Below are 23,625 nucleotides of genomic sequence, written 5' to 3'. Positions count from 1 at the left end.
ATTTTTTATGCATTAACTGATGGATGAACAATCCATTACATCTTGAGTTGATAATATGAAACCATTACAAATGCTCCCTATTGCCGCGCTAGTTGGCAGTATTTTTGGCAATCCAGTATTAGCAGCGGATGAAGCTGCAACTGAAACCACACCCGTTAAAGCAGAGATAAAAGAAGTCCGCGTTAAAGGTCAGCGCAATGCGCCTGCAGCCGTGGAACGTGTCAACCTTGGCCGTATCCAACAAGAAATGGTACGTGACAACAAAGACTTGGTGCGTTATTCCACCGATGTCGGCTTGAGCGACAGCGGCCGCCATCAAAAAGGCTTTGCCGTGCGCGGCGTGGAAGGCAACCGTGTCGGCGTCAGCATTGACGGCGTAAACCTGCCTGATTCTGAAGAAAACTCACTGTATGCCCGTTATGGCAACTTCAACAGCTCGCGTCTGTCTATCGACCCCGAACTCGTGCGCAACATTGAAATCGTGAAGGGCGCAGACTCTTTCAATACCGGTAGCGGTGCATTGGGTGGCGGCGTGAATTACCAAACCTTGCAAGGTCATGATTTGCTGTTGCCTGAGCGTCAGTTCGGCGTGATGATGAAAAACGGTTACAGCAGCCGCAACCGCGAATGGACAAATACACTTGGGTTCGGTTTGAACAACGACCGCGTGGATGCCGCTTTGCTGTATTCGCAACGTCGCGGCCATGAGACTGAAAGCGCGGGCGAGCGTGGTTATCCGGTAGAGGGCGCCGGCAGCGGAGCGAATATCCGTGGTTCTGCGCGCGGTATTCCTGACCCGTCCAAACATAAATACCACAGCTTCTTGGGTAAGATTGCTTACCAAATCAACGACAACCATCGTATCGGCGCATCTCTCAACGGTCAGCAGGGCCACAATTACACGATCGAAGAGTCTTATAACCTGACCGCTTCTTCTTGGCGCGAAGCCGATGACGTAAACAGACGGCGCAATGCCAACCTGTTTTACGAGTGGACGCCCGATTCGAATTGGTTGTCGTTGTTGAAAGCGGACTTCGATTATCAGAAAACCAAAGTAGCGGCGGTTAACAACAAAGGCTCGTTCCCGATGGATTATTCTACCTGGACGCGCAACTACAATCAGAAGGATTTGGACGAAATCTACAACCGCAGCATGGATACAACCTTCAAACGCATTACATTGCGTATGGACAGCCAACCATTGCAAATGGGCGGCCAACATCGCTTGTCGTTTAAAACTTTCGCCAGCCAGCGTGAGTTTGAAAACTTAAACCGCGACGACTACTACTTCAGCGGCCGTATTTTACGCACGTCCAGCACGATTCAGCATCCAGTGAAAACCAACAACTACGGTTTCTCGCTGTCTGACCAAATCCAATGGAACGATGTGTTTAGCAGCCGCGCAGGTATCCGTTACGACTACACCAAAATGACGCCGCAGCAACTGAATGCCGAGTGTCATGCTTGTGACAAAACACCACCTGCGGCCAACACTTATAAAGGCTGGAGCGGTTTTGTCGGCTTGGCTGCACAGCTGAGTCAGACATGGCGTTTGGGTTACGATGTAACTTCCGGTTTCCGCGTGCCGAATGCGTCTGAAGTGTATTTCACTTACAACCACGGCTCAGGTAACTGGTTGCCTAATCCGAACCTGAAAGCCGAGCGCAGCACCACCCATACCCTTTCTCTGCAAGGCCGCAGCGAAAAAGGTACTTTGGATGCCAACCTGTATCAAAGCAATTACCGCAACTTCTTGTCTGAAGAGCGGAAGCTGACCACCAGCGGCGATGTCGGCTGTACTCAGATGAATTACTACTATGGTATTTGTAGCAATCCTTATTCCGAAAAACTGGATTGGCAGATGCAAAACATCGACAAGGCCCGAATCCGTGGTCTTGAGCTGACAGGCCGTCTGAATTTGGGACAAGTGGTTTCTTTCGTACCTGAAGGCTGGAAACTGTTTGGTTCTGTCGGCTACGCGAAGAGCAAACTGTCTGGCAACAACAGCCTGTTGTCCACTCAGCCTCTGAAAGTGATTGCCGGTGTCGATTACGAGAGCCCGAGCGAAAAATGGGGTGTATTCTCCCGCCTGACTTATTTGGGTGCGAAAAAAGCCAAAGATGCGCAGTACACCGTGTTTGAAAACAACGGTTGGGGTACGCCTTTGCAAGAAAAAGTAGTAGATTATCCATGGCTGAACAAATCGGCTTATGTGTTTGATATGTACGGCTTCTACAAACCGGCTAAAAACCTGACTTTGCGTGCCGGTGTGTACAATATGTTCAACCGCAAATACACCACTTGGGACTCCCTGCGCGGCCTGTACAGCTACAGCACCACCAACGGGGTTGACCGCGATGGCAAAGGCTTAGACCGCTACCGCGCCCCAGGCCGCAATTACGCTGTATCGCTGGAATGGAAATTCTAAGCAGTTAACGGATAGCTAAAGGCCGTCTGAAAGTTTTGATGACTTTCAGACGGCCTTTTTTATTTAAAACGAAAATTTTAAATGGACAACAACGGATGCTGCCGAACAATCGCGCGGATGATGGCGCGGTTGGGGTGTAGTGCGGTTCTCAGCCTTTGCGATAGCGGATGGGGCAAGCCAAGTATTTCGGCTGCAATGGCTGCGGCGCAGATGGGGGCTGTCGCCAATCCGCGCGTGCCATGTGCCGTATTGATGTAGGCATTGGGCAGGTAAGGGCAGGGGATACTGTCGAGTCGGTAGTTTTTGTCCAATGCCAGTTTGGCGTAGGCGGATTGCATTGCGGCGATGTCACCGAGCGCGCCGACAACGGGCAAGTGGTCGAGGCTGTCGCAACGTAGGGCGGCATGGCCTTGTGTGTCTTGAAGGCCATCTGAACACGAATTTTGCTCAAACAGGGATTGTGCCAATGGCGGATTGAGTTGGTGCAGGGCGGCGCGGTTGTCGGCTTCTTCGTGTGGATACCAAGTTTCATCGTTGCTGTTGAGGACAAATGTCGCGCCGTAGCAGTGGCGGCCTTGCCAGCTCGGGCTGATGTAGCTTTCTCCGGAAATGGCGCAACGCAGCTTTTGTGAAAACGGGCTGGCGGACACAACGCCGGTTTGGCCGCGGATTTGGCGGAAAGGCAGGACGGAGACGTTGGTGTCGGCGGCATTCGGGCTATGCGCACCCATACAGTAAACGATATGGCTGGCGTTGAAATGCGCGTTTGGCGTGTGTGCCGTCCATTGTGCGCCGTCATGCGATACGGCGGTCAGCGGCGAGTGTTCGTGCAACTCAATCAGCGGATGGTTCAATAAGGCATGCACGACGGCGGGCGGATTCAGCCATACGCCTTGCGGCCAGTAAAGGCCGTCTGAAAATACGTCTATGCCTGCAATGTGCGCAGCCTCTTCGGCGGATACGCTGCGGTAGAGGTGTTTATGCTGGTGTTGCAAACCTAAGGCCTGATTGCGTTTGCGTTCGCTGTCGTCAAAGTTTAAATGCAATACGCCGTCTCCACCCCATGCGTTGGAGTCGGGCAGCAAGTCTTCCAGCAATCGGCGCGTGTAGCCGTAGCCTGTCAGCAGCAGCTCGGTTTGTTTGGTATCGTGTGGCGAGATTTTGGCGTAGAGCAAGCCTTGGCGGTTGCCGCTGCCTGCCTGCGCTGCTTTTCCGGCCTCTAAAACGGTAACACGTACGCCGTGTTCCGCCAGTTTGCGTGCGGTCGCTGCGCCGGCAATGCCTGCGCCGATAATCAGGACGTGTTCGGGCGCGGCTTGATGTTCAGGCTGTCTGAACCAAGGTTTTAGGGGAGTTGGGGCGGATTGGGGTATGGCTTCGGTTTGCCATTCGATATGATGGAAATGTTCGTGCAAGCGGTCGGCGCGGTGTGGCGGAACCAGCCAAAGGTGCACGTCAGGCAAGAGGTTTTCCAAAACATTGACGCTGTTGAACTGAAGGCATTTCATGGCTTGAACGAGGCGGTTGTTCAGACGGCCTTCAAGCTCGGAGGGATGATTTGACAGCGGAAAATCGGGAATATGGTTTTCAGGCAGGCAGACAATCAAATAAAGCGGCGCGGTATGTTGTTCGATGGCGCGGCAAAGGTCGGCAAGGGCGGGTGTGGTGTTCCAAGCAAGGCAGGTCATGATGAAAGGCCGTCTGAAAAAAGAGGCTTTATTGTAACGCGGTTTGCGCGGATAGAATATCCGGACGGGTTTTGATAAAATCTTTCGATATTTGTTTTCCCATTGATTTTCATACAGGAATTTTATGCGCCGTCTTTTATTGTGCCTTCTCGCTTCCGGCTTGCCCGTTGCCTGTTTATCCGCGCCGCCGGATAACGGCGGCCAAGCCTTTCAGCCCGAACGGTGGGCAACACCCATTAAACACGATGCCAACCTTTCCATGGCAATTTAAAAATTTCCCTGCTGTAATCAATGCACCCACTTCCGCCGCTGTAAACATTACCGGCGGAAGTAGGAAGCCCTCTACAAGAAAATATCCTTTTCCGGCCTCAGATCCAATTGGTATTCCGGCTTCTTCAAGTGTCCGGATATCTCTGTAAACTGTCCTTAAGCTTATATTAAATCGCTGTGCAATTTCTTTGGCAGGAATTATTTTTTTTGATTGCAGCTGAATAAGAATAGAGGTTACTCTGTTAATCCTGTTCAAATTTTATTCCTCCTCTGTGACTTCCATAAAAAGTATATCCTATGCGTTCTTAAGCTAGCTGCTGTTAGTGCTTCTCATTGCACCCTGGTTATAAAAGCCATACTCACAAACCTCTTCACCAAAACTCTTTACATCTCTAATATAGAACTCTATCTAGCGAACTTTTAGAAAAGATATAAAACATCAGAGTATGGACAGTTGCGGATGTACTTCAGAAAAGATTAGATGTCTAAAAAGCTTGTAGTTAAAGCTTTTTAGACATCTAAATCTAGGTACTAAAACAATTCATCCAGTAAAATATAATATTTTATTTTCTCCCAATCAGGCTTGATCCCCAGTAAGTCAAAAAATAGCTCGACATACTGTTCTTCCCCGATATCCTCCCTGATCGACCGGACGCAGAAGGCAATGTCATACCACTTGTCCGCCCTGCCGCTTCTCCCAAGATCAATAAAGCCACTTACTTTGCCATCTTTCACAAAGATGTTGCTGTCTCCCAGGTCGCCGTGGGAAAAGACAAGTTCCTCTTCGGGCTTTTCCGTCTTTAAAAAATCATACAGCTCGCGCGGATCTTTAAATGGAGTGTCTTCTTCCCAGTTTTCGCAATCCACATCGGCCAGATCGTTATTCAGTAAGTAATCCAATTCGGCTAAGCGGCTGTCTAAGCTATTCGTATAGGGACAATCCGATATGTCGATGGAGTGAAAGAGCCTGATGCACTCCGCATACAGCTCGATAATCTTTTCAGGGCTTTGTTCATCTTCATACTCTTCCGAGCAAAGGACGCCATCGGCCTCACTCATGAGCAGATTGCTCCAGCCATCATGCCGTTCAAAGTGCAGGACCTTTGGAACAGGCAGCTTTCCTTCCAGCCATAGCATCATGTCCTTTTCCCGTTCCACATCATAGGTGGTCCCTTTATACCGGCTGTCCGTCATTTTTAAATATAGGTTTTCATTTTCTCCCACCAGCTTATATACCTTAGCAGGAGACATTCCTTCCGTATCTTTTACGCAGCGGTATTTTTCGATCAGTTTTTTCAATTCCGGTGATATTCTCATTTTAGCCATTTATTATTTCCTTCCTCTTTTCTACAGTATTTAAAGATACCCCAAGAAGCTAATTATAACAAGACGAACTCCAATTCACTGTTCCTTGCATTCTAAAACCTTAAATACCAGAAAACAGCTTTTTCAAAGTTGTTTTCAAAGTTGGCGTATAACATAGTATCGACGGAGCCGATTTTGAAACCACAATTATGATAGAATTTACAAGCTATAAGGTTATTGTCCTGGGTTTCAAGCATTAGTCCATGCAAGTTTTTATGCTTTGCCCATTCTATAGATATATTGATAAGCGCGCTGCCTATGCCTTGCCCCCTGAAATCCTTACATACGGCGATATCTTCTATATAAGCGTACCGGTTCCAATTTTTTCGCAGTTTAACTTTTCCGACGCATTTATCGTCTTGGTAGTAAAGATATATTATCTTATCAGTATTGTCAATATATTCAAGGCAATCTGCCTCCTCATCCTCTTCATCCTCTTCGTCTTGGTAGCTTTTTAAATATGGCGCTTCATAGAGTAATTCTGTAAAGGTCCAATTCTCGTTTTCATACCTCGGTATAATCTTACCTATCACCTCAAATGGTTCGCTGGGTTTATCGATATCTTTCAGGTGCCCTGCTTTTATCGCATCGATGACAAGCTTTACCGCAGCGAGCAGCCTGTTGCCGAAGATGGCGAAGCCATTGTCAAGCTGGGCATTCAAAGCGTGATCAACCTGCGCTTTTTCGACCGCAACGATGACGACCATTTAAAGGCGTATGGTTTGACCTTGCTAAACCGTCCGTTACTGTCATGGAGCATTAAGCCGAAAGAGATTGCGGAAATCCTATACCTGATTGAAAAACAACAGCAAAACGGCGCAGTGCTTATCCATTGTTATCACGGCGCGGACCGTACCGGTTTGATTGCCGGAATGTACCGCATCATTTATCAAGGCTGGCCGGTGGAAGAGGCAAAAGCCGAAATGCAACACGGGCCTTACGGTTATCACAGCATTTGGAAAAACATTGCCAAGCTGTTTACCGAAGAGAAAGTCAAGCAGGTTAAAACGCATTTGGAAGCCTTGCGCAAACGCGGTTGACGCCAAGATTCAAAACATAAAAAGGCCGTCTGAAAGATTTGTTTTTTCAGACGGCCTTTTTAATGGCAGACGGTTTAAATCACAAAATCCGTAGATGATAATTGAATGCTTTGATCCATATCGGCAGACGGGGTTTTGGAAGAGCGGCCGACCGGTTTGGCGGGTACGCCGACGACGGTAATCGAAGACGGTACGTCGGCAACCACCACGCTGCCTGCGCCGATTTTGGCATTTTTGCCGATGCGGATGTTGCCCAAAATCGAAGCGTTCGCACCAATCATCACGCCATCGCCGATTTTCGGGTGGCGGTCGCCGCTTTCTTTGCCCGAGCCTCCCAGCGTTACGCCGTGGAGGATGGAAATATTGTTGCCCAAGACGGCGGTTTCACCGGCCACAAAACCGGTGGCATGGTCGAGCATCAAACCATGACCGAAACGGGCGGCCGGGTGGATATCGACGCCGAACACTTCCGACATGCGGTTTTGCAGGAAATACGCCAGCGTTTTGCGGCCGTTTTGATAGAGCCAGTGGTTGATGCGGTGCGCCTGTACGGCGTGGAAGCCTTTGAAATACAACAGCGGCAGCGAATATTCATCACAAGCCGGGTCGCGCTCGTAAATGGCTTTCAAGTCGGCCTCGACACATTTGCTGATGCGGGTGTCCGCACTTAAAGCCTGCTGATAAATTTCAAACAGCGCGCGCACGTCCATAATCGGACTGCCGAGCTTGCTGGAAAGATGGTAGGCCAATACCGAATCGAGAGACTGGTGGCGCAATACGGTTTGATGCAGGAAGCTCGCCAGCATCGGTTCGGCCGCAGCGGCGGCTTCGGTTTCTTCGCGGATGGTGTGCCACAGATTAAAATCAGTTGAATTCAAATGGTCTTTTTTCATGTTTGAGGCCGTCTGAAGAATACAATCAGATGGCTATCTTACCGTTTTCCAACGTCTTTTAACAAGGCATTTGATAATCGACGTTCAACTGCTTGAAGTTTTTTCAGACGGCCTTATATATGAAACATCGAATATCAACACGCTAAAAGGATGTCAGAAATGACGGAGCATAACGAACAACATCAACACGAAGCAGAAGAAGCGGCAGCCGTAGAAACTGCCGAAACCGTTGAAACCGAACAAGCAGAACCGACTTACGAAGAGCTTCAGGCGCGTGTCGCCGAGCTGGAAGGCCAGCTCAAAGACAGCGAGTTGCGCGGTTTGGCAAACGAGCAAAACCTGCGCCGCCGCCATCAGCAGGAAATCGCCGACACGCATAAATTCGCCGGACAAAAATTTGCAGCAGAAATGTTGCCGGTTAAAGATTATCTCGAAATGGCGCTGCTGGACCAAAGCGGCAATTTCGATGCGCTGAAAATGGGTGTGCAAATGACTTTGAACGAGCTGCAAAAAGCATTTGATGCTACACATATTAAAGAAATCAATCCGCAGCCGGGCGACAAACTCGATCCGCACCAACATCAAGCGATGCAGGCAGTCGTCAGCGAGCAAGAGCCGAATACCATCGTCAGCGTAATGAAAAAAGGCTACACATTATCCGACCGCGTGCTGCGTCCTGCGATGGTTGTCGTGGCGAAAAAAGAAGGTTGAAGGCACCGCTTGATAAAGTTTATCAAGCATAAAATCTTCAGACGGCCTTATCCGGTTTCAAAACCCGATGTTCCGCTATTGGAAAATCATTCCGATAAACCGGAATCGGAAAATTAAAACCGGCCGTCTGAAAAAAGAATAAACAGCTTGTGGATAAATAAATCAAGTACTTGAATTTAATTTCAAAAAAAAATCAAATTAAGCCTTGAAAAAAAATGAAGCAACCTTATTTACAAGCCATCGGAACGAAATGTTCCACAGGAATATTAATTTAGAAAAGTTTATTTATTAGGAGCAACATAATATGGCAAAAGTAATCGGTATTGACTTAGGTACAACCAACTCTTGTTTGGCCATTTCTGAAAACGGTCAAACCAAAGTAATCGAAAACGCAGAAGGCGCACGCACCACTCCTTCCGTTATCGCTTATTTGGACGGCGGCGAAATCCTCGTCGGCGCACCTGCAAAACGCCAAGCGGTAACCAACGCTAAAAACACTATTTACGCGGCCAAACGTTTGATCGGCCACAAATTTGAAGACAAAGAAGTACAACGCGACATCGAATCCATGCCTTTTGAAATCATCAAAGCCAACAATGGCGACGCATGGGTGAAAGCGCAAGGTAAAGAGCTGTCTCCTCCTCAAATTTCCGCAGAAGTTTTGCGTAAAATGAAAGAAGCCGCTGAAGCTTACTTAGGCGAGAAAGTCACCGAAGCCGTGATTACCGTTCCGGCCTACTTCAACGACAGCCAACGTCAAGCGACTAAAGACGCAGGCCGTATCGCAGGTTTGGAAGTAAAACGTATCATCAACGAACCAACCGCAGCCGCTTTGGCATTCGGTATGGACAAAGGCGACAACAAAGACCGCAAAGTAGCCGTATATGACTTGGGTGGCGGTACTTTCGATATTTCCATCATCGAAATTGCCAACCTCGACGGTGACAAACAATTCGAAGTATTGGCTACCAACGGCGATACCTTCTTGGGTGGTGAAGACTTCGACCAACGCTTGATCGACTACATCATTGACGAGTTCAAAAAAGAACAAGGCATTGATTTGAAACAAGACGTAATGGCTCTGCAACGTCTGAAAGAAGCTGCTGAGAAAGCTAAAATCGAATTGTCCAGCAGTCAGCAAACTGAAATCAACCTGCCATACATCACTATGGACGCAACCGGTCCTAAACACTTGGCCATGAAAATTACCCGTGCCAAATTTGAAAGCCTGGTTGAAGACTTGATCCAACGTTCTATCGAGCCTTGCAAAATCGCATTGAAAGATGCCGGCTTGAGCACCAGCGATATCGACGACGTGATTTTGGTCGGCGGTCAAAGCCGTATGCCGAAAGTACAAGAAGCCGTTAAAGCCTTCTTCGGTAAAGAGCCTCGTAAAGACGTAAACCCTGACGAAGCTGTTGCCGTAGGTGCAGCGATTCAAGGCGAAGTATTGAGCGGCGGCCGTAGCGACGTATTGCTGTTGGACGTAACTCCTCTGTCTTTGGGTATCGAAACCATGGGCGGCGTGATGACCAAGCTGATTCAAAAGAACACTACTATTCCGACTAAAGCGTCTCAAGTGTTCTCTACTGCCGAAGACAACCAAAGCGCAGTAACCATCCATGTACTGCAAGGCGAACGCGAACGCGCTTCTGCCAACAAATCTTTGGGTCAGTTCAACTTGACCGACATCGCACCTGCACCACGCGGTATGCCGCAAATTGAAGTTACTTTCGACATCGACGCCAACGGTATCTTGCACGTTTCTGCCAAAGACAAAGGCACCGGCAAAGCCGCCAACATCACCATCCAAGGTTCTTCTGGTTTGAGCGAAGAAGAAATCGAACGCATGGTGAAAGATGCCGAAGCCAACGCTGAAGAAGATAAAAAACTGACTGAATTGGTCGCTTCACGCAACCAAGCCGAAGCTCTGATTCACTCCGTGAAAAAATCTCTGGCTGACTACGGCGACAAACTCGACGCTGCCGAGAAAGAAAAAATTGAAGCTGCGTTGAAAGAAGCTGAAGAAGTAGTTAAAGGCGACGACAAAGCCGCTATCGATGCCAAAGCCGAAGCTTTGGGTGCAGCCAGCCAAAAATTGGGCGAAATGGTTTACGCTCAAGCGCAAGCTGAAGCACAAGCAGGCGAGAGCGCACAAGCCGAGTCTTCCGCTAAGAAAGACGACGACGTTGTAGATGCCGACTTTGAAGAAGTAAAAGACGACAAAAAATAATTGATGCCGTCTGAAAAAGCGCGAATCGAAAGGTTCGCGCTTTTTGTCGTTTGGGAAATGCGTAAAGACACTTTGTCAAAATTGACGGTAAACTTTCAAAACTTGCTACATCATCGTGTTGCCATACTTCTATTGCCGAATTTTGAACAGATTTCGCCTAATGCTGACAGCAGCTGACAGTTAAAGCCATTAATATTTGTCCATCGCTTGAGTGCAAATAAATGCTTATTTTTACCTCAAATCAACCTCTTGAAAGAAGATAAATATGAAAAAACTGATTCAAATGACCTCTTTGATGGTTGCTGCTGCCGGTTTGGTATTGGCGCCTGTCGCTTCTGCACACGGCAAACACGACATGCATCCGAAACAAGAGCGTATGCACGAAAAAGCCAAACCGCACAAAATGAAAAAACCTGCACCTAAAGCCAAACACCACGCACCGAAGCCCAAACATCATCAAGAGCATCGCCACGAACCTCATTAAGATGAATCCTTAACAATACATAAGGCCGTCTGAAACCCAAACATCAGGTTTCAGACGGCCTTTGGTTTATCTGTCAAATAGCACTTTGCCGTTTTTCTTGTGCCAAACGGGTCGGCTCCAGCCAGGCAATGTTTCTCTCTGCCAGCGCATCGCGCCAATAATCCAGTTTGGTATCCAAATCTTCAGAGAAACTGTCTTGATTCAAAAGCTGAATGATAACGCCGCCGTCCGTAGCCTCGGCCAAGCGGCTGATTTGACGCAAAATGCCGCGATCGGGAACAGTTTGCGTGCGTACGCCGATGAGAAGTTGCGCCGGAGTTTGTTTCAATTCGGCTTCCAATTGTTCCAAATCTTTTCTGCCGACGGCCACGCCTTTGTCTATCCATTCTTGCGCCAAAATGCCGGAAAACCAAAGCGGATCAGGCCATTCCGTTTCCAGTGTAACAGCCCATTTGGGCGCATTATTCAGCGTAATTTTAGATGAAACGGGAACGATGTTTTCCTGAAAATCATCGGCATCAACAATCTTCGTTTGCCATGCGCGAAGGATGTTTTGATAGTAGGGCTGATTCAAATCCAAACGTTCGCGAAGGGTTTTTAAAGTAATCTTGCAAGCCAGCCAAGCAAGCAAGCGCGGCAGAATGCCGTAGCAGATGATGCTGCCGATGAGTAAACCCGCCCAAGCGCGTGCATCTTCGATATGATTGTTCAGACGGCCTGCAATCACAGCCTGACTGTCGGGAACAGGAAAGCCCAAACGTTCCGGCAGCCATGACAAAGCCTCAACCGTTTTCACCAATGCCGTATTGCTTAAAAGCGTACTTTCCCAATTGAACGTATATTGACGCACCAAAAGCAGCAGCAAAACAGAAACCAACATTCCCGACAGCGTGCATAGCCACAGGCCGTGTGAAGTTGCACCAATCAGCCAACGCGTTTGCGGTTTGCGCCATTCATCCACATAAAGCCGCAAAATTGCCTGATTGACCGGGTCTTTACCTCGGAACCAAGTTGCCGGACTGCTGATAAAGTGCACATTTTTTAAACGCAGGAATAAAGTCGCCAGCCACACCAGCAGCATGATTGTATTCATGCCTAAAATCCCGGCCAATACCAGAAAAAAGTTCAGCCCCTGATTGTCCATCAAAAGATAAGTGCTGGAAAAACCGACTGTAAACAACAATGTTGCCGCAACAATCCAAAGCCAAAACGAGCCTGTCTCCACCTGTTGCAACACATATTTCAAATGCTGGTCGCGGTCAATAATTTGAGCACGGCGTATCAGTTTTTCCTCGTTGCCGCCATCAATATGTCGCAACGCTTCCGTCGCCTGCACAGGATCTCCCGGAAAAATATAGGCACGTTCTTCAAGGATACGGACCAATTCGACAAGTTTTTGCGATGGATTCAACATAAATGATAGGCCGTCTGAAAGATAAAATGGAAACGTCTGTTATACCCCCAAATAAACCCTTTTTTTGCAAAGGTCAAAAAATTAAAAGCAGTTTTGATTTTGAATAGGGTATATAGTGGAATAGATGTAAAAAAAGCAGCCCGAAAGCTGCTTATTTTGAGTGTGGTGCGGACGGAGAGACTCGAACTCTCACACCTTGCGGCGCCAGAACCTAAATCTGGTGCGTCTACCAATTTCGCCACGTCCGCACTAATTTGAATCGTGGATTATACACAAGATTAATGGGGGCGCAAAGTCTTGTTTGCTTGAATTTTTCGGTTTATCCCTTATATAATGATTTATTCCGGCCGTCTGAAAGCAGGGTTTGTTTTCAGACGGCCTCAACTTTACTATTGGTGAGGAAGGGCAGATGCCTGCTTTATTGATTAAAGATTTTTTGCAGACGCAAGGTTTGAAGTTGCCTGCGGATGATATACATGTTGCTTATTTGACTACCCAGGCTGTGATTAAAATGGGTAATGCTTCGGTTGAGCGTTCGATTTTGTGGCCGTCTGAAGACGGTTGGCAGTTGGCGGATTATGTTGATGCCGAACATGAATTGTTGCTGAAACAGATTTTTATGGCTTTGGATTCGGTTGCCGAGCGCACCGAGCATTTGAAAAGCGCAGCGGTTTATACAGCCTTCCCGAAAGATGGCGCGTTGTCGCTGGTTCGACTGAGCCGTTGGGGCGTGCCGTTGGAAAATGTGATTCCAATCGACGATCAGGCCGGACAGGCTTTTTTGGCTGTGCGTACGGCGCAAAGCGGTTGGATGAATGTTTGTCAGAATGTGGTGTATTGGCAGGAAATTGGTGAATTGTCAGCCGAACGCAATCATCCCGGTTTGAGTCAGATTTCAGTTCCTGTCTGTATGCCCAGCGGTGCGGTTTTGGGTGTGGTACATGCCGAGTTTGATGTCAAAGACGGCGCGCCCGATGAAGTATTGGTGGCTTGGATTGCCCTTGCTTTGGCTCTGTCGGATTCTTTGAAAAATCTGTTGGGCGTGGCTGAAAACGAGGAAGCGGAAAATGAGTAACGCCTTGAAGTTTGTCGCGTCATGCCGTTTGCCTACGGAATGGGGCGAATTTACCATGCACGGCTTTGAAGAAGAGGGCGGTCAGGAACATGTCGCATTGACGATGGGCAATGTTTCAGACGGCCTGCCTGTGTTGTCGCGTATTCATTCCGAGTGCCTGACCGGTGATGCTTTATTTTCAGTGAAATGTGATTGCGGCCCTCAGCTTCAAGCAGCGATGCAGGCCGTTCAGAAAGAAGGGCGTGGCGTTATCGTATATTTGCGCCAAGAAGGCAGGGGCATTGGTTTGATAAACAAAATTCGTGCTTATCGTCTGCAAGATCAGGGCTTGGATACGGTTGAGGCCAATGTTGCACTCGGCCTTCCTGTTGATGCACGCGACTTTACTTTGGCCAAGCAGATTTATGATTATCTGCATATTCGTGAGGTCAGATTGTTGACCAATAATCCTGAAAAAATTCAAACGTTGAAAGATTCTGGCATTAATGTGGTCGAACGGATTGCATTACATGTCGGCGAAAATGTGGAAAATGAACGTTATCTGCATACTAAAGCGGATAAATTGGGGCATTTGATTTTTGATTGATAGATGGGCATAACGGTTATTTTTATTGTTAAATAAAATATTCTATATTCTTTCAATGAGATATGTTTTTATTTAAATAAAAACCTTGCGTGTAGCCTGATTTTTTGATTTAATGTCGGCTTATCGGGTGATTAGCTCAGTTGGTAGAGCGTCTGCCTTACAAGCAGAATGTCGGCGGTTCGACTCCGTCATCACCCACCAAGTTTCCTTTCATTGTCTTTGACAGTGGATGCGCGGTGGTAGCTCAGTTGGTTAGAGTACCGGCCTGTCACGCCGGGGGTCGCGGGTTCGAGCCCCGTCCGCCGCGCCATTATTTAAAAAGCACTGATTATATCAGTGCTTTTTTATTTGTCTTAAACACACAATTTAGCTGCAAAAATAGAAACAGGTAAGTAACAGGATATTGAAATACTGTTTAACCTTAAATTCTGATGATTTTAAAAAAAAGGCCGTCTGAAACTTTTAAAGTTTCAGACGGCCTTTAGTCTATTGAAACAATGGATTAGATATCCAATTCTGCCGTATCGCCTTCTTTTTCCATCCATGTGCGGCGGGCGGCGGCTTCGCCTTTGCCCATCAGTTTGACGAAGATATCGCGTGTTTCGTCATCTGCACCTTCTGGGATTTGTACCTGCAACAGACGGCGGGTGTCGGGGTGCATGGTGGTGTCTTTGAGCTGATCGGGGTTCATCTCGCCCAAGCCTTTGAAACGGCTGATGGAATAAGCAGTTTCTTTAACGCCTTCTTTTTGCAGTCGCTCTAAAATGCTGTCGAGTTCGTTTTGGTCGAGGGCGTAGAATTTGCGGGCGGGTTTGCTTTTGCCTTGTGCGTTGACATCGACGCGGAACAGCGGCGGCTGGGCGACGTAGATGTGTCCGTCGGCAACCAGTTTCGGGAAGTGGCGGTAGAACAGGGTCAACAGCAAAACTTGAATATGCGAGCCGTCCACGTCGGCATCGGACAGTATGGCGATTTTGCCGTAGCGTAGGCCGCTTAAATCGGGATTGTCGTTAATGCCGTGCGGATCGACACCGATGGCGACGGAAATATCATGGATTTCGGCGTTACCGAAGAGTTGGTCGGGGTGGACTTCGAAGCTGTTGAGCACCTTACCGCGCAGGGGCAAGATGGCTTGGGTGGCTTTGTCGCGGGCAAGTTTGGCAGAGCCGCCGGCGGAGTCGCCTTCGACGAGGAAGAGTTCGTTTTCGCGAATGTCTTCGCTTTCGCAGTCGGTCAGCTTACCGGGCAAGACAGCGACGCCGCTGCCTTTTTTCTTTTCGATTTTTTTCACCGAACGCATCCGCGCCTGTGCCTGACGGATAGCGAGTTCGGCGATTTTTTTGCCGTAGTCCACGTTTTGGTTTAGCCACAATTCCAAAGGGTCGCCCGATACGGCGGCAACGAGTTTCAACGCGTCGCGGTTGGTCAGTTTGTCTTTGGTCTGACCTTGGAACTGCGGGTCGAGGACGCGGGCGGAGAGGACGAAGGCGGTTTTGCTGAACACGTCGTCGCTTTGTACTTTCACGCCGCGCGGCAAGAGGTTATGCAGATTGATGAAGTTGTTAACGGCGTTGAACACGGCTTGTTTCAAGCCTGCTTCGTGCGTACCGCCCAATGGGGTGGGAATCAGATTGACGTAGCTTTCGTTGGCGCACGAGCCTTCTTCCAGCCAAGTCAGGGCAAATGCTGCACCTTCGCCGATACTGAAATCGCCGTTGTGGCCGTCTGAAATGTAGTTTTCACAGGAGAAGATAGGCACGGCTTCTTGCGCGTCGGCAATGAGGTCGGTCAGATAGCTTTTCAAGCCGTCTGGATAGTGCCAAGTTTGGGTGTATGCTTCGCCTTCGCCTTTGACCGGACGGGTCAGGGAAACGCTCACACCGGGCAGCAATACAGCTTTGGCGCGCAATAATCGCTCGAGTTCGGGAATGCTGTAATTCGGGCTTTCAAAATATTTGCCGTCCGGCCACACGCGCACTTCGGTGCCGCTGTCTTTGACGGCGCATTTGCCCACTTCAGTCAATGGTTCAATGACGTCGCCACCGGAAAAGACGATGCGGTGGACTTTGCCTTCGCGTTTGACCGTTACTTCAAGGCGGGTGGAAAGGGCGTTGGTAACAGATACGCCGACACCGTGCAGACCGCCTGAAAAGGCATACGCGCTGCCGCCGTCCTTTTTGTTGAACTTGCCGCCTGCGTGCAGACGGGTGAACACGAGTTCGACTACGGGTACGCCTTCTTCAGGGTGCAGGCCGACGGGAATACCGCGGCCGTTGTCGCGTACGGAAAGCGAACCGTCTTCATGAATTTGCACGTCGATTTCAGTCGCGAAACCGCCCAACGCCTCGTCCGCCGCGTTATCAATCACTTCCTGACAGATATGGGTCGGGCTGTCGGTACGGGTGTACATGCCGGGACGTTCTTTGACCGGCTCCAAGCCTTTGAGGACGGTAATGCTGGATTCGCTGTATTGATTGTTTTTAGCCATAGGAATAATGTAAAGGCCGTCTGAAAGGAAGAAAAACAACGCTTTCAGACGGCCTGAAAGCGTTGGGGTTATAGGTTTTCTATTGGATTGCGACGGATAAAGTCTTCATAGCTTTCTATGCCGCGCAAGAAACGGGAGAGTTCGGTCAATGCGTCCAAATACACGCCGCGCTTGAAGTCGATGACTTCGTCAACCGGAGCCCAGTATTGGTGCCAACGCCAGCCGTCGAATTCAGGATGGTGGCAGGCGCGGAGGTTGACGTCGCTGTCGCGGCCGACCAAACGCAAAAGATACCAAATCTGTTTTTGTCCGCGATACGAACCGCGCCATTCGCGGCGCACCCAATGGCTGGGAACGTCATAACGCAACCAGTCGCGCGTACGGCCAACAATTTTGATGTGTTGCGGCAACAGGCCGACTTCTTCGTACAACTCGCGGTACATGGCGGTCTCAGGGCTTTCACCCGGCTTGATGCCGCCTTGCGGAAACTGCCATGAATGTTCGCGTACGCGTTTGCCCCAAAAGACTTCGTTACGCTCGTTAATCAGGATAATACCGACATTGGGGCGATAGCCTTCTCTGTCTAACACGGTGTCGCCCTTCATTAAATTCAATCGTGCAATTTTCCCACAAATTGGGCGGTTTTGACAAATCTTGAGGCCGTTTGAATAAGCCCACAGTTTTTTCCAGACGGCATGAAACCGTTTCTGAAAAAATGTTGTTTATGAATAAAACCATAGCTTCAGGCTGTCTGAAAAATGAAATTTTTTTCTGCTTTAAGGTCTTGCATTCAAAAGCTTTTTGCCGTTTAATGCAAACCTTGCTGAATCAAGGGCAAAGGACACATGCCGGCCGCCCCCACAGTTTCCCTTTTGTAAGTGGCATCTGCCACCGCTGCAATATTTTTACCCCCCGAACAAAAGGTCTGAAACCATGAAAAAATCTTTGATGGCGGCGGCAATCTTGAGCCTCGTCTTGACTGCGTGTAGCGGTGGAAAAGAAACCGCCGCAGAATCTTCCGCATCTCAAACTCAAACTTCTTCCTCTCAAACGGATAAACTCAATATCTACAACTGGTCGGATTATGTCGATCCTGCCACGCTGTCTGCGTTTGAAAACAAAACGCATATCAACGTCCGCTACGATTACTACGACAGCAACGAAGCGCTGGAAGCCAAGCTGCTGACCGGCAAGTCGGGTTATGACCTGGTTGCGCCGTCTATTGCCAATGTCGGCCGCCAGATTAAAGCCGGCGCGTATCAAAAAATCGACAAATCGCAAATTCCCGATTACGCCAATATCGATCCCGATTTGTTGAAAATGATGGAAACCGTCGATCCGGGCAACGAATATGCCGTCCCTTATTTCTGGGGTATCAATACGCTGGCGATTAACAAACAGCAGGTTCAAAAGGCTTTAGGTACGGATAAGCTGCCTGAAAACGAATGGGATTTGGTGTTTAACCCTGAATACACCCAAAAACTGAAATCCTGCGGCATCAGCTATTTCGACAGCGCCATCGAGCAGATTCCTTTGGCTTTACATTATTTGGGCAAAGATCCGAACAGCGAAAACCCTGACGATATCAAAGCAGCTGTTGAAATGATGAAAAAAGTGCGTCCCGACATCAAACGCTTTACCTCGTCCGGCTATATCGACGATATGGCGGCCGGTAATCTTTGCGTATCGGTAGGCTATGGCGGCGACCTCAATATTGCCAAAACCCGTGCTAAAGAAGCTGGAAACGGCGTCGAAGTCGAAGTATTGGCGCCGAAAAGCGGCGTCGGTATTTGGGTGGATTCGTTGATGATTCCGCGTGATGCGCAAAATGTGGCCAATGCACACAAATACATCAATCACACGCTCAATCCGGAAACAGCGGCCAAAAACGGCAACTATGTGACTTATGCTCCGGCCAGCCGTCCGGCGCGTGATTTGATGGATGAAAAATACACCTCTGACGAATCGATTTTCCCAAGTAAAGAATTGATGGAAAAAAGCTTCATCGTCTCCCCTAAGTCAACCGATGCGAGCAAACTCAGCGTTCGCCTGTGGCAGGCTTTAAAAGCAGGGCGATAATTAAAATTGAAATTTGAATACTCAGGCCGTCTGAAACAGTTTTTCAGACGGCCTGAGTGTTATAATTGTCAACACTTTTCAAATATCCTATAAGGAGAAACAGCGTTATGAACAATTCAGTCATCACCGTCATCGGTAAAGACCGTGTGGGCATTGTGTACGACGTTTCCAAAATTTTAGCGGAAAACCAAATCAATATTCTTAACATCAGCCAACAGCTGATGGACGATTTTTTTACCATGATTATTTTGGTGGACACTTCAAAATGCACCAAGTCGCGTCAAGAGGTTTTGGATTTGTTTGCAGAAGAGAGTAAAAAACTCGCGCTTGATATCCGTATGCAAAACGAAGAAATTTTCCAAGCCATGCACCGTATTTAAGTCGGAGGAAGAGCCATGAGTATTCAATCCGGCGAGATTTTAGAAACCGTCAAAATGGTGGCCGACCAGAATTTTGACGTGCGCACCATTACCATCGGTATTGATCTGCACGACTGTATCAGCAGCGATATCAATGTGTTGAACCAAAATATTTACAACAAAATCACCACAATCGGCAAAGACTTGGTGGCGACGGCAAAATATCTATCTGCCAAATACGGCGTACCGATTGTGAATCAGCGCATTTCCGTTACGCCGATTGCCCAAATCGCCGCGGCCACTCATGCCGATTCTTACGTCAGCGTGGCGCAAACTTTGGATAAAGCTGCCAAAGCGATAGGCGTGTCTTTTATCGGCGGCTTTTCCGCGTTGGTGCAAAAAGGCATGTCACCTTCGGATGAGGTGCTGATCCGTTCCATTCCTGAAGCGATGAAGACTACCGATATCGTGTGCAGTTCCATCAATATTGGCAGCACGCGCGCCGGTATCAATATGGATGCGGTCAAGCTGGCAGGCGAAACCATCAAACGTACGGCTGAAATCACGCCCGAAGGTTTCGGCTGCGCCAAAATCGTCGTGTTCTGTAATGCAGTAGAAGACAACCCGTTTATGGCGGGCGCGTTTCACGGTTCGGGCGAAGCGGATGCCGTTATCAATGTCGGCGTTTCCGGCCCGGGTGTTGTAAAAGCCGCGTTGGAAAATTCAGATGCAACGACATTGACCGAAGTTGCGGAAGTAGTGAAGAAAACTGCTTTCAAAATTACCCGCGTGGGCGAACTTATCGGCCGCGAAGCCTCAAAAATGCTGAATATTCCGTTTGGTATTCTCGACTTGTCGTTGGCACCAACCCCTGCCGTCGGCGACTCGGTGGCACGCATTCTTGAAGAAATAGGTTTGAGCGTCTGCGGTACGCACGGCACAACAGCGGCTTTGGCATTGCTGAACGATGCCGTGAAAAAAGGCGGCATGATGGCTTCCAGCGCGGTCGGCGGTTTGAGCGGCGCATTTATCCCTGTTTCGGAAGACGAGGGCATGATTGCGGCTGCTGAAGCCGGTGTGCTGACGTTGGACAAACTCGAAGCCATGACCGCTGTCTGCTCCGTTGGTTTGGACATGATTGCCGTTCCCGGCGATACGCCTGCTCATACCATTTCCGGCATCATCGCCGACGAAGCCGCCATCGGCATGATCAACAGCAAAACCACTGCCGTGCGCATTATTCCGGTAACCGGCAAAACCGTCGGCGACAGCGTCGAGTTCGGCGGCCTATTGGGCTACGCGCCTGTAATGCCGGTCAAAGAAGGCTCATGCGAAGTGTTCGTCAACCGAGGCGGTAGAATCCCGGCTCCTGTTCAGTCAATGAAAAACTGATTGGTTTGATGAATAAAAAAGGCCGTCTGAAATTGATTTTCAGACGGCCTTTTATGTTTGCAGGCTGATTATTTGAACATATTTTTAATAATGCCCATTACGCTGCGTGAAATGGCGTTGGTTACTTGGCGGTTGATTTGGCTGCCGATGGCGTCGGCAACGTTGTAGCCCAAACCTTGGCCGGATTTTTTACGTCCGCCGCTCAAACCGCCGATCAGTCCGCCGAGGATGCCGGGATCAGCATTGGCAGCCTCTTTTTCTGCGGTTTTTTGCGCTTTTTCCTGCTCTTTGGCGGCATTTGCGGCTTCTTTTTCAGCGGCAGCCTGGCTGTCTGCTTCGGCCAATGCTTCAAAAGCGGAGTAGTTGTCCACCATGTCTTTATAGGTCGGATACAAATCGTCGTTTTGGAACAAACGGTTGCGCTCTTCTGCAGCAAGCGGGGTTAAGGAAGATTGCGGCGGCAGGATGAGGGCGCGTTCTACCGGCTCGGGCATACCTTTTTCATCAAGGAAGGAAACGAGGGCTTCACCGACGCCGAGTTCGGCAATCGCTTCGGCAACTTTGATGTTTGGGTTGCTGCGGAAGGTTTCGGCAGCGGCTTTGACTGCTTTTTGGTCGCGCGGTGTGAAGGCGCGTAGGGCGTGTTGTACACGGTTACCCAGTTGGCCGAGAATGGTATCGGGCAAGTCGAGCGGGTTTTGGGTGACGAAATATACGCCTACGCCTTTGGAACGGATCAGGCGCACGACTTGTTCAATTTGTTCGACCAGCGCATTGGCGGCATTGTCGAACATCAAATGCGCTTCGTCGAAGAACATCACGAATTTTGGTTTGTCCAAATCGCCAACTTCGGGCAGGGTTTCAAACAACTCCGCCAACATCCACAGCAAAAACGCGCTGTACATACGCGGCGAGCGCATCAGTTTTTCGGAATTAAGGATGTTGATGATGCCTTTGCCGTTGTCGGTTTGCATCCAGTCTTGCAGGTTGAGGGAAGGTTCGCCGAAGAATTTTTCTGCGCCTTCGTTTTCCAAAGTCAGCAGTTGGCGTTGAATCGCGCCGATACTGGCGGCAGAAACGTTGCCGTATTGTGTGCGGTATTCCGAAGCGTGGTCGGAAACGTGTTTCAGCATGCTGCGCAGGTCTTTCAAGTCCAGAATGTGCCAGCCTCTGTCATCGGCAACTTTGAACACGAGGTTGAGCAGGCCTTCTTGCGTGTCGTTCAGATTCATCAGGCGGGCCAAAAGCATGGGGCCCATTTCAGAAACGGTTACGCGTACGGGAATACCGGTTTCGCCGTAAACATCCCAAAAACGCACGGGGAAATTTTGCAGCCATTGCTCGCCCAAATCAAACTCGGCGATGCGTTCGCCCACTTTGCCGCTGTTGGCACCGGCTTGTGCGATGCCCGACAAATCGCCTTTGACATCGACCAAGAATACAGGGACGCCTTCGCTGCTGAAGGCTTCTGCCATACGGCGCAGGGTAACGGTTTTACCCGTACCGGTCGCGCCGGCGATCAAGCCGTGGCGGTTGGCCATTTTGCCTTGGATTTCGAGCGTTTTCCCGTCGGCACGCGCAATTTGAAATGTAGTCATGATTATTCCTTAGAATCCGTGATGTGAAACAATTTGTTGTCTTAAAAACAAGCATTTTAACGTTTGCGGCGAGGGGATTCAACCAAGCAAAGTTTCAGACGGCCTTAAGTTTTGCAAAGGTTTTTTTGCAGTGATTGGACAAGGTTGAAATCTGCTATAATTCCATCCAATCCGCAACCGTCTGACAAGGCGGTTATTTTCTTTGTTTTTTGAATATTTTTTACGAAAGCGAAAGTCGGAATGACTGCACAACAAGCCCCTTTGGGCGAAAAAACCATGGCCGTGCTGATGGCGATGTTGGTCGCGCTGATGCCGTTTTCTGTCGATGCTTATCTGCCTGCGATTCCCGAAATGGCGAAGTCGCTGGGTTCGGACATCCACCGTATTGAGCAAAGCCTGAGCTTTTTTATGTTTGGTGTGGCGTTTGGTCAGGTGGTCGGCGGTTCGATTTCGGATATTAAAGGCCGCAAACCTGTCGCCTTGGTGGGCTTGAGCATTTACTTTGCCGCCGTCATCGGTTTGACGATGGTGAATAATGTCGAGCAGCTGCTGAACTTACGTGCCGTGCAGGCGTTTGGCGCGGGGATGACCGTGGTGATTTCTGGCGCGATGGTGCGCGATTATTATTCCGGACGCAAAGCCGCGCAGATGTTTGCCTTAATCGGCATTATTCTGATGATTGTGCCGCTGATGGCGCCGATGATTGGTGCAGGCTTGCAGAATTTGGGTGGCTGGCGCATGATTTTCGGCTTTCTGGCCTGTTATTCGCTACTGCTTTGGGGGTTGATGTGGTATTTCCTGCCCAAGCCGCACCAAAAAGGCAAAATCAGCATGGACGTGTTCGGCGTGGTGGCAGGCAGGTTTAAACGTGTTTTGAGAACGCGTGCCGCAATGGGCTATCTGTTTTTCCAAGCTTTCAGTTTTGGTTCGATGTTTGCCTTTTTGACCGAATCGTCGTTCGTGTACCAACAACTGTATCATGCTTCGCCAAACCAATACGCTTGGATATTTGCGCTCAATATCATTACCATGATGTCGTTTAACCGCGTTACCGCATGGCGTTTGAAAACCGGTACGCATCCGCAAAACATCCTCAAATGGGGTATTATCGTCCAATTCGTCGCCAATTTGCTGATGGCGGTTTTGGTGTTGTTACTGTCTTTGCCACCTTTGTGGGCTTTGGTGTTGTGCGTGATGTTTTCAGTCGGTACGCAAGGCTTGGTCGGTGCGAACACGCAAGCCTGCTTTATGGGCTATTTTAGCGAAGAGGGCGGCAGCGCAAATGCCGTTTTGGGCGTGTTCCAATCCCTCATCGGCGCATCGGTCGGCATGGCGACAACTTGGTTGCATAATGGTTCTGCCTTGGTAATGGCCGGTATGATGTTGAGCTCGACCGTGTGCGGTATCGTACTGTTGTGGGTTTGCTCGCATCAGGCTTGGATGGAAAACGATAAAAAAGAATATGTTTAACCTTCAGGCCGTCTGAAAAACGGTTTCAGACGGCCTCGACTTTATATTGAAG

Annotated in this window: 20 protein-coding genes and 3 tRNA genes; 13 read left to right on the top strand and 10 right to left on the bottom strand. The window is 49.1% G+C overall.

Annotated elements, in window-relative coordinates:
* The first annotated feature begins 55 nt into the window (after positions 1 to 55).
* On the top strand, positions 56 to 2,428 hold the full coding sequence (locus ACTHTY_RS09100; RefSeq protein WP_440367305.1) for a TonB-dependent hemoglobin/transferrin/lactoferrin family receptor: 2,373 nt from the start codon (positions 56 to 58) through the stop codon (positions 2,426 to 2,428).
* Between the two features lie 77 nt (positions 2,429 to 2,505).
* Here ACTHTY_RS09100 and mnmC read toward each other — a convergent pair whose 3' ends face one another.
* The 4 genes from mnmC to sat4 form a co-directional block, all read right to left on the bottom strand.
* Entirely contained in the window at positions 2,506 to 4,116 is a 1,611-nt protein-coding gene (gene mnmC, locus ACTHTY_RS09095) for an FAD-dependent 5-carboxymethylaminomethyl-2-thiouridine(34) oxidoreductase MnmC (RefSeq protein ID WP_440367303.1), read from the bottom strand.
* A gap of 175 nt (positions 4,117 to 4,291) precedes the next feature.
* Positions 4,292 to 4,642: a helix-turn-helix transcriptional regulator gene (locus ACTHTY_RS09090; RefSeq protein ID WP_440367302.1), complete on the bottom strand. Its 351-nt coding sequence runs from the start codon at positions 4,640 to 4,642 to the stop codon at positions 4,292 to 4,294.
* A 275-nt stretch (positions 4,643 to 4,917) separates the two neighbouring features.
* Positions 4,918 to 5,712, bottom strand: a complete 795-nt coding sequence (gene aph(3')-IIIa / locus ACTHTY_RS09085; RefSeq protein ID WP_001096887.1) for an aminoglycoside O-phosphotransferase APH(3')-IIIa — start codon at positions 5,710 to 5,712, stop codon at positions 4,918 to 4,920.
* Between the two features lie 92 nt (positions 5,713 to 5,804).
* Positions 5,805 to 6,458 carry a streptothricin N-acetyltransferase Sat4 gene (gene sat4, locus ACTHTY_RS09080; RefSeq protein WP_440367300.1) on the bottom strand — a complete coding sequence of 218 codons (654 nt, stop codon included), beginning with the start codon at positions 6,456 to 6,458 and terminating at the stop codon, positions 5,805 to 5,807.
* Between sat4 and ACTHTY_RS09075 the strand changes: the two genes are divergently transcribed.
* On the top strand, positions 6,339 to 6,791 hold the full coding sequence (locus ACTHTY_RS09075; protein WP_440367340.1) for a tyrosine-protein phosphatase: 453 nt from the start codon (positions 6,339 to 6,341) through the stop codon (positions 6,789 to 6,791). The genes sat4 and ACTHTY_RS09075 overlap by 120 nt on opposite strands.
* A 74-nt stretch (positions 6,792 to 6,865) precedes the next feature.
* Here ACTHTY_RS09075 and cysE read toward each other — a convergent pair whose 3' ends face one another.
* Positions 6,866 to 7,684, bottom strand: a complete 819-nt coding sequence (gene cysE, locus ACTHTY_RS09070; protein WP_003747509.1) for a serine O-acetyltransferase — start codon at positions 7,682 to 7,684, stop codon at positions 6,866 to 6,868.
* A gap of 150 nt (positions 7,685 to 7,834) precedes the next feature.
* Here cysE and grpE point away from each other — a divergent pair, with 150 nt between their 5' ends.
* The 3 genes from grpE to ACTHTY_RS09055 all read left to right on the top strand — a co-directional run bounded on the left by grpE (position 7,835) and on the right by ACTHTY_RS09055 (position 11,112).
* Positions 7,835 to 8,395 carry a nucleotide exchange factor GrpE gene (gene grpE, locus ACTHTY_RS09065; RefSeq protein ID WP_440367298.1) on the top strand — a complete coding sequence of 187 codons (561 nt, stop codon included), beginning with the start codon at positions 7,835 to 7,837 and terminating at the stop codon, positions 8,393 to 8,395.
* Between the two features lie 304 nt (positions 8,396 to 8,699).
* Positions 8,700 to 10,628: a molecular chaperone DnaK gene (gene dnaK / locus ACTHTY_RS09060; protein WP_440367297.1), complete on the top strand. Its 1,929-nt coding sequence runs from the start codon at positions 8,700 to 8,702 to the stop codon at positions 10,626 to 10,628.
* A 265-nt stretch (positions 10,629 to 10,893) separates the two neighbouring features.
* Positions 10,894 to 11,112: a hypothetical protein gene (locus ACTHTY_RS09055; protein WP_315094533.1), complete on the top strand. Its 219-nt coding sequence runs from the start codon at positions 10,894 to 10,896 to the stop codon at positions 11,110 to 11,112.
* Between the two features lie 73 nt (positions 11,113 to 11,185).
* Here ACTHTY_RS09055 and ACTHTY_RS09050 read toward each other — a convergent pair whose 3' ends face one another.
* On the bottom strand, positions 11,186 to 12,526 hold the full coding sequence (locus ACTHTY_RS09050) for a DUF2868 domain-containing protein (RefSeq protein ID WP_440367294.1): 1,341 nt from the start codon (positions 12,524 to 12,526) through the stop codon (positions 11,186 to 11,188).
* A gap of 163 nt (positions 12,527 to 12,689) precedes the next feature.
* A tRNA-Leu gene (locus ACTHTY_RS09045) sits at positions 12,690 to 12,774 on the bottom strand.
* 161 nt (positions 12,775 to 12,935) lie between these two features.
* Between ACTHTY_RS09045 and ACTHTY_RS09040 the strand changes: the two genes are divergently transcribed.
* From ACTHTY_RS09040 to ACTHTY_RS09025, 4 genes are all read left to right on the top strand, one after another.
* Complete coding sequence (locus tag ACTHTY_RS09040; RefSeq protein ID WP_440367292.1) at positions 12,936 to 13,601, top strand: hypothetical protein; 666 nt, start codon at positions 12,936 to 12,938, stop codon at positions 13,599 to 13,601.
* Positions 13,594 to 14,187 carry a GTP cyclohydrolase II gene (ribA, locus tag ACTHTY_RS09035; RefSeq protein ID WP_440367291.1) on the top strand — a complete coding sequence of 198 codons (594 nt, stop codon included), beginning with the start codon at positions 13,594 to 13,596 and terminating at the stop codon, positions 14,185 to 14,187. Before ACTHTY_RS09040 ends, ribA begins: the two co-directional genes overlap by 8 nt.
* Before the next feature lie 125 nt (positions 14,188 to 14,312).
* Positions 14,313 to 14,388: transfer RNA gene (locus tag ACTHTY_RS09030), tRNA-Val, on the top strand.
* Positions 14,389 to 14,420: 32 nt separating this feature from the next.
* Positions 14,421 to 14,497: transfer RNA gene (locus ACTHTY_RS09025), tRNA-Asp, on the top strand.
* A gap of 192 nt (positions 14,498 to 14,689) precedes the next feature.
* Here the strand turns inward: ACTHTY_RS09025 and parE are convergent.
* Together parE and ACTHTY_RS09015 are read right to left on the bottom strand one after the other, a co-directional pair.
* Positions 14,690 to 16,675: a DNA topoisomerase IV subunit B gene (parE, locus tag ACTHTY_RS09020; RefSeq protein WP_440367290.1), complete on the bottom strand. Its 1,986-nt coding sequence runs from the start codon at positions 16,673 to 16,675 to the stop codon at positions 14,690 to 14,692.
* 68 nt (positions 16,676 to 16,743) lie between these two features.
* Positions 16,744 to 17,280, bottom strand: coding sequence for an RNA pyrophosphohydrolase (locus ACTHTY_RS09015; protein WP_004520487.1), 537 nt, complete (start codon positions 17,278 to 17,280; stop codon positions 16,744 to 16,746).
* Positions 17,281 to 17,608: 328 nt separating this feature from the next.
* On the opposite strand from ACTHTY_RS09015, the gene ACTHTY_RS09010 reads away from it, so the two are divergent.
* From ACTHTY_RS09010 to ACTHTY_RS09000, 3 genes are all read left to right on the top strand, one after another.
* On the top strand, positions 17,609 to 18,754 hold the full coding sequence (locus ACTHTY_RS09010; RefSeq protein WP_440367288.1) for a polyamine ABC transporter substrate-binding protein: 1,146 nt from the start codon (positions 17,609 to 17,611) through the stop codon (positions 18,752 to 18,754).
* A 107-nt stretch (positions 18,755 to 18,861) separates the two neighbouring features.
* Positions 18,862 to 19,134, top strand: a complete 273-nt coding sequence (locus ACTHTY_RS09005; RefSeq protein ID WP_003680574.1) for an ACT domain-containing protein — start codon at positions 18,862 to 18,864, stop codon at positions 19,132 to 19,134.
* A 15-nt stretch (positions 19,135 to 19,149) separates the two neighbouring features.
* Positions 19,150 to 20,505, top strand: a complete 1,356-nt coding sequence (locus ACTHTY_RS09000; protein ID WP_440367287.1) for a PFL family protein — start codon at positions 19,150 to 19,152, stop codon at positions 20,503 to 20,505.
* A 68-nt stretch (positions 20,506 to 20,573) separates the two neighbouring features.
* Here ACTHTY_RS09000 and ACTHTY_RS08995 read toward each other — a convergent pair whose 3' ends face one another.
* On the bottom strand, positions 20,574 to 22,103 hold the full coding sequence (locus ACTHTY_RS08995) for a helicase HerA-like domain-containing protein (protein WP_440367285.1): 1,530 nt from the start codon (positions 22,101 to 22,103) through the stop codon (positions 20,574 to 20,576).
* Between the two features lie 240 nt (positions 22,104 to 22,343).
* Here ACTHTY_RS08995 and ACTHTY_RS08990 point away from each other — a divergent pair, with 240 nt between their 5' ends.
* A complete protein-coding gene (locus ACTHTY_RS08990) occupies positions 22,344 to 23,573 on the top strand; it encodes a multidrug effflux MFS transporter (protein WP_440367284.1) in 1,230 nt (409 codons plus the stop codon).
* Positions 23,574 to 23,625: the final 52 nt, after the last annotated feature.

Origin of the sequence: Neisseria sp. P0019.S002 (genome assembly GCF_051957155.1) — a bacterium.
GTDB lineage: Bacteria > Pseudomonadota > Gammaproteobacteria > Burkholderiales > Neisseriaceae > Neisseria > Neisseria perflava.
This window is presented reverse-complemented; position numbering and strand designations above follow the sequence as displayed.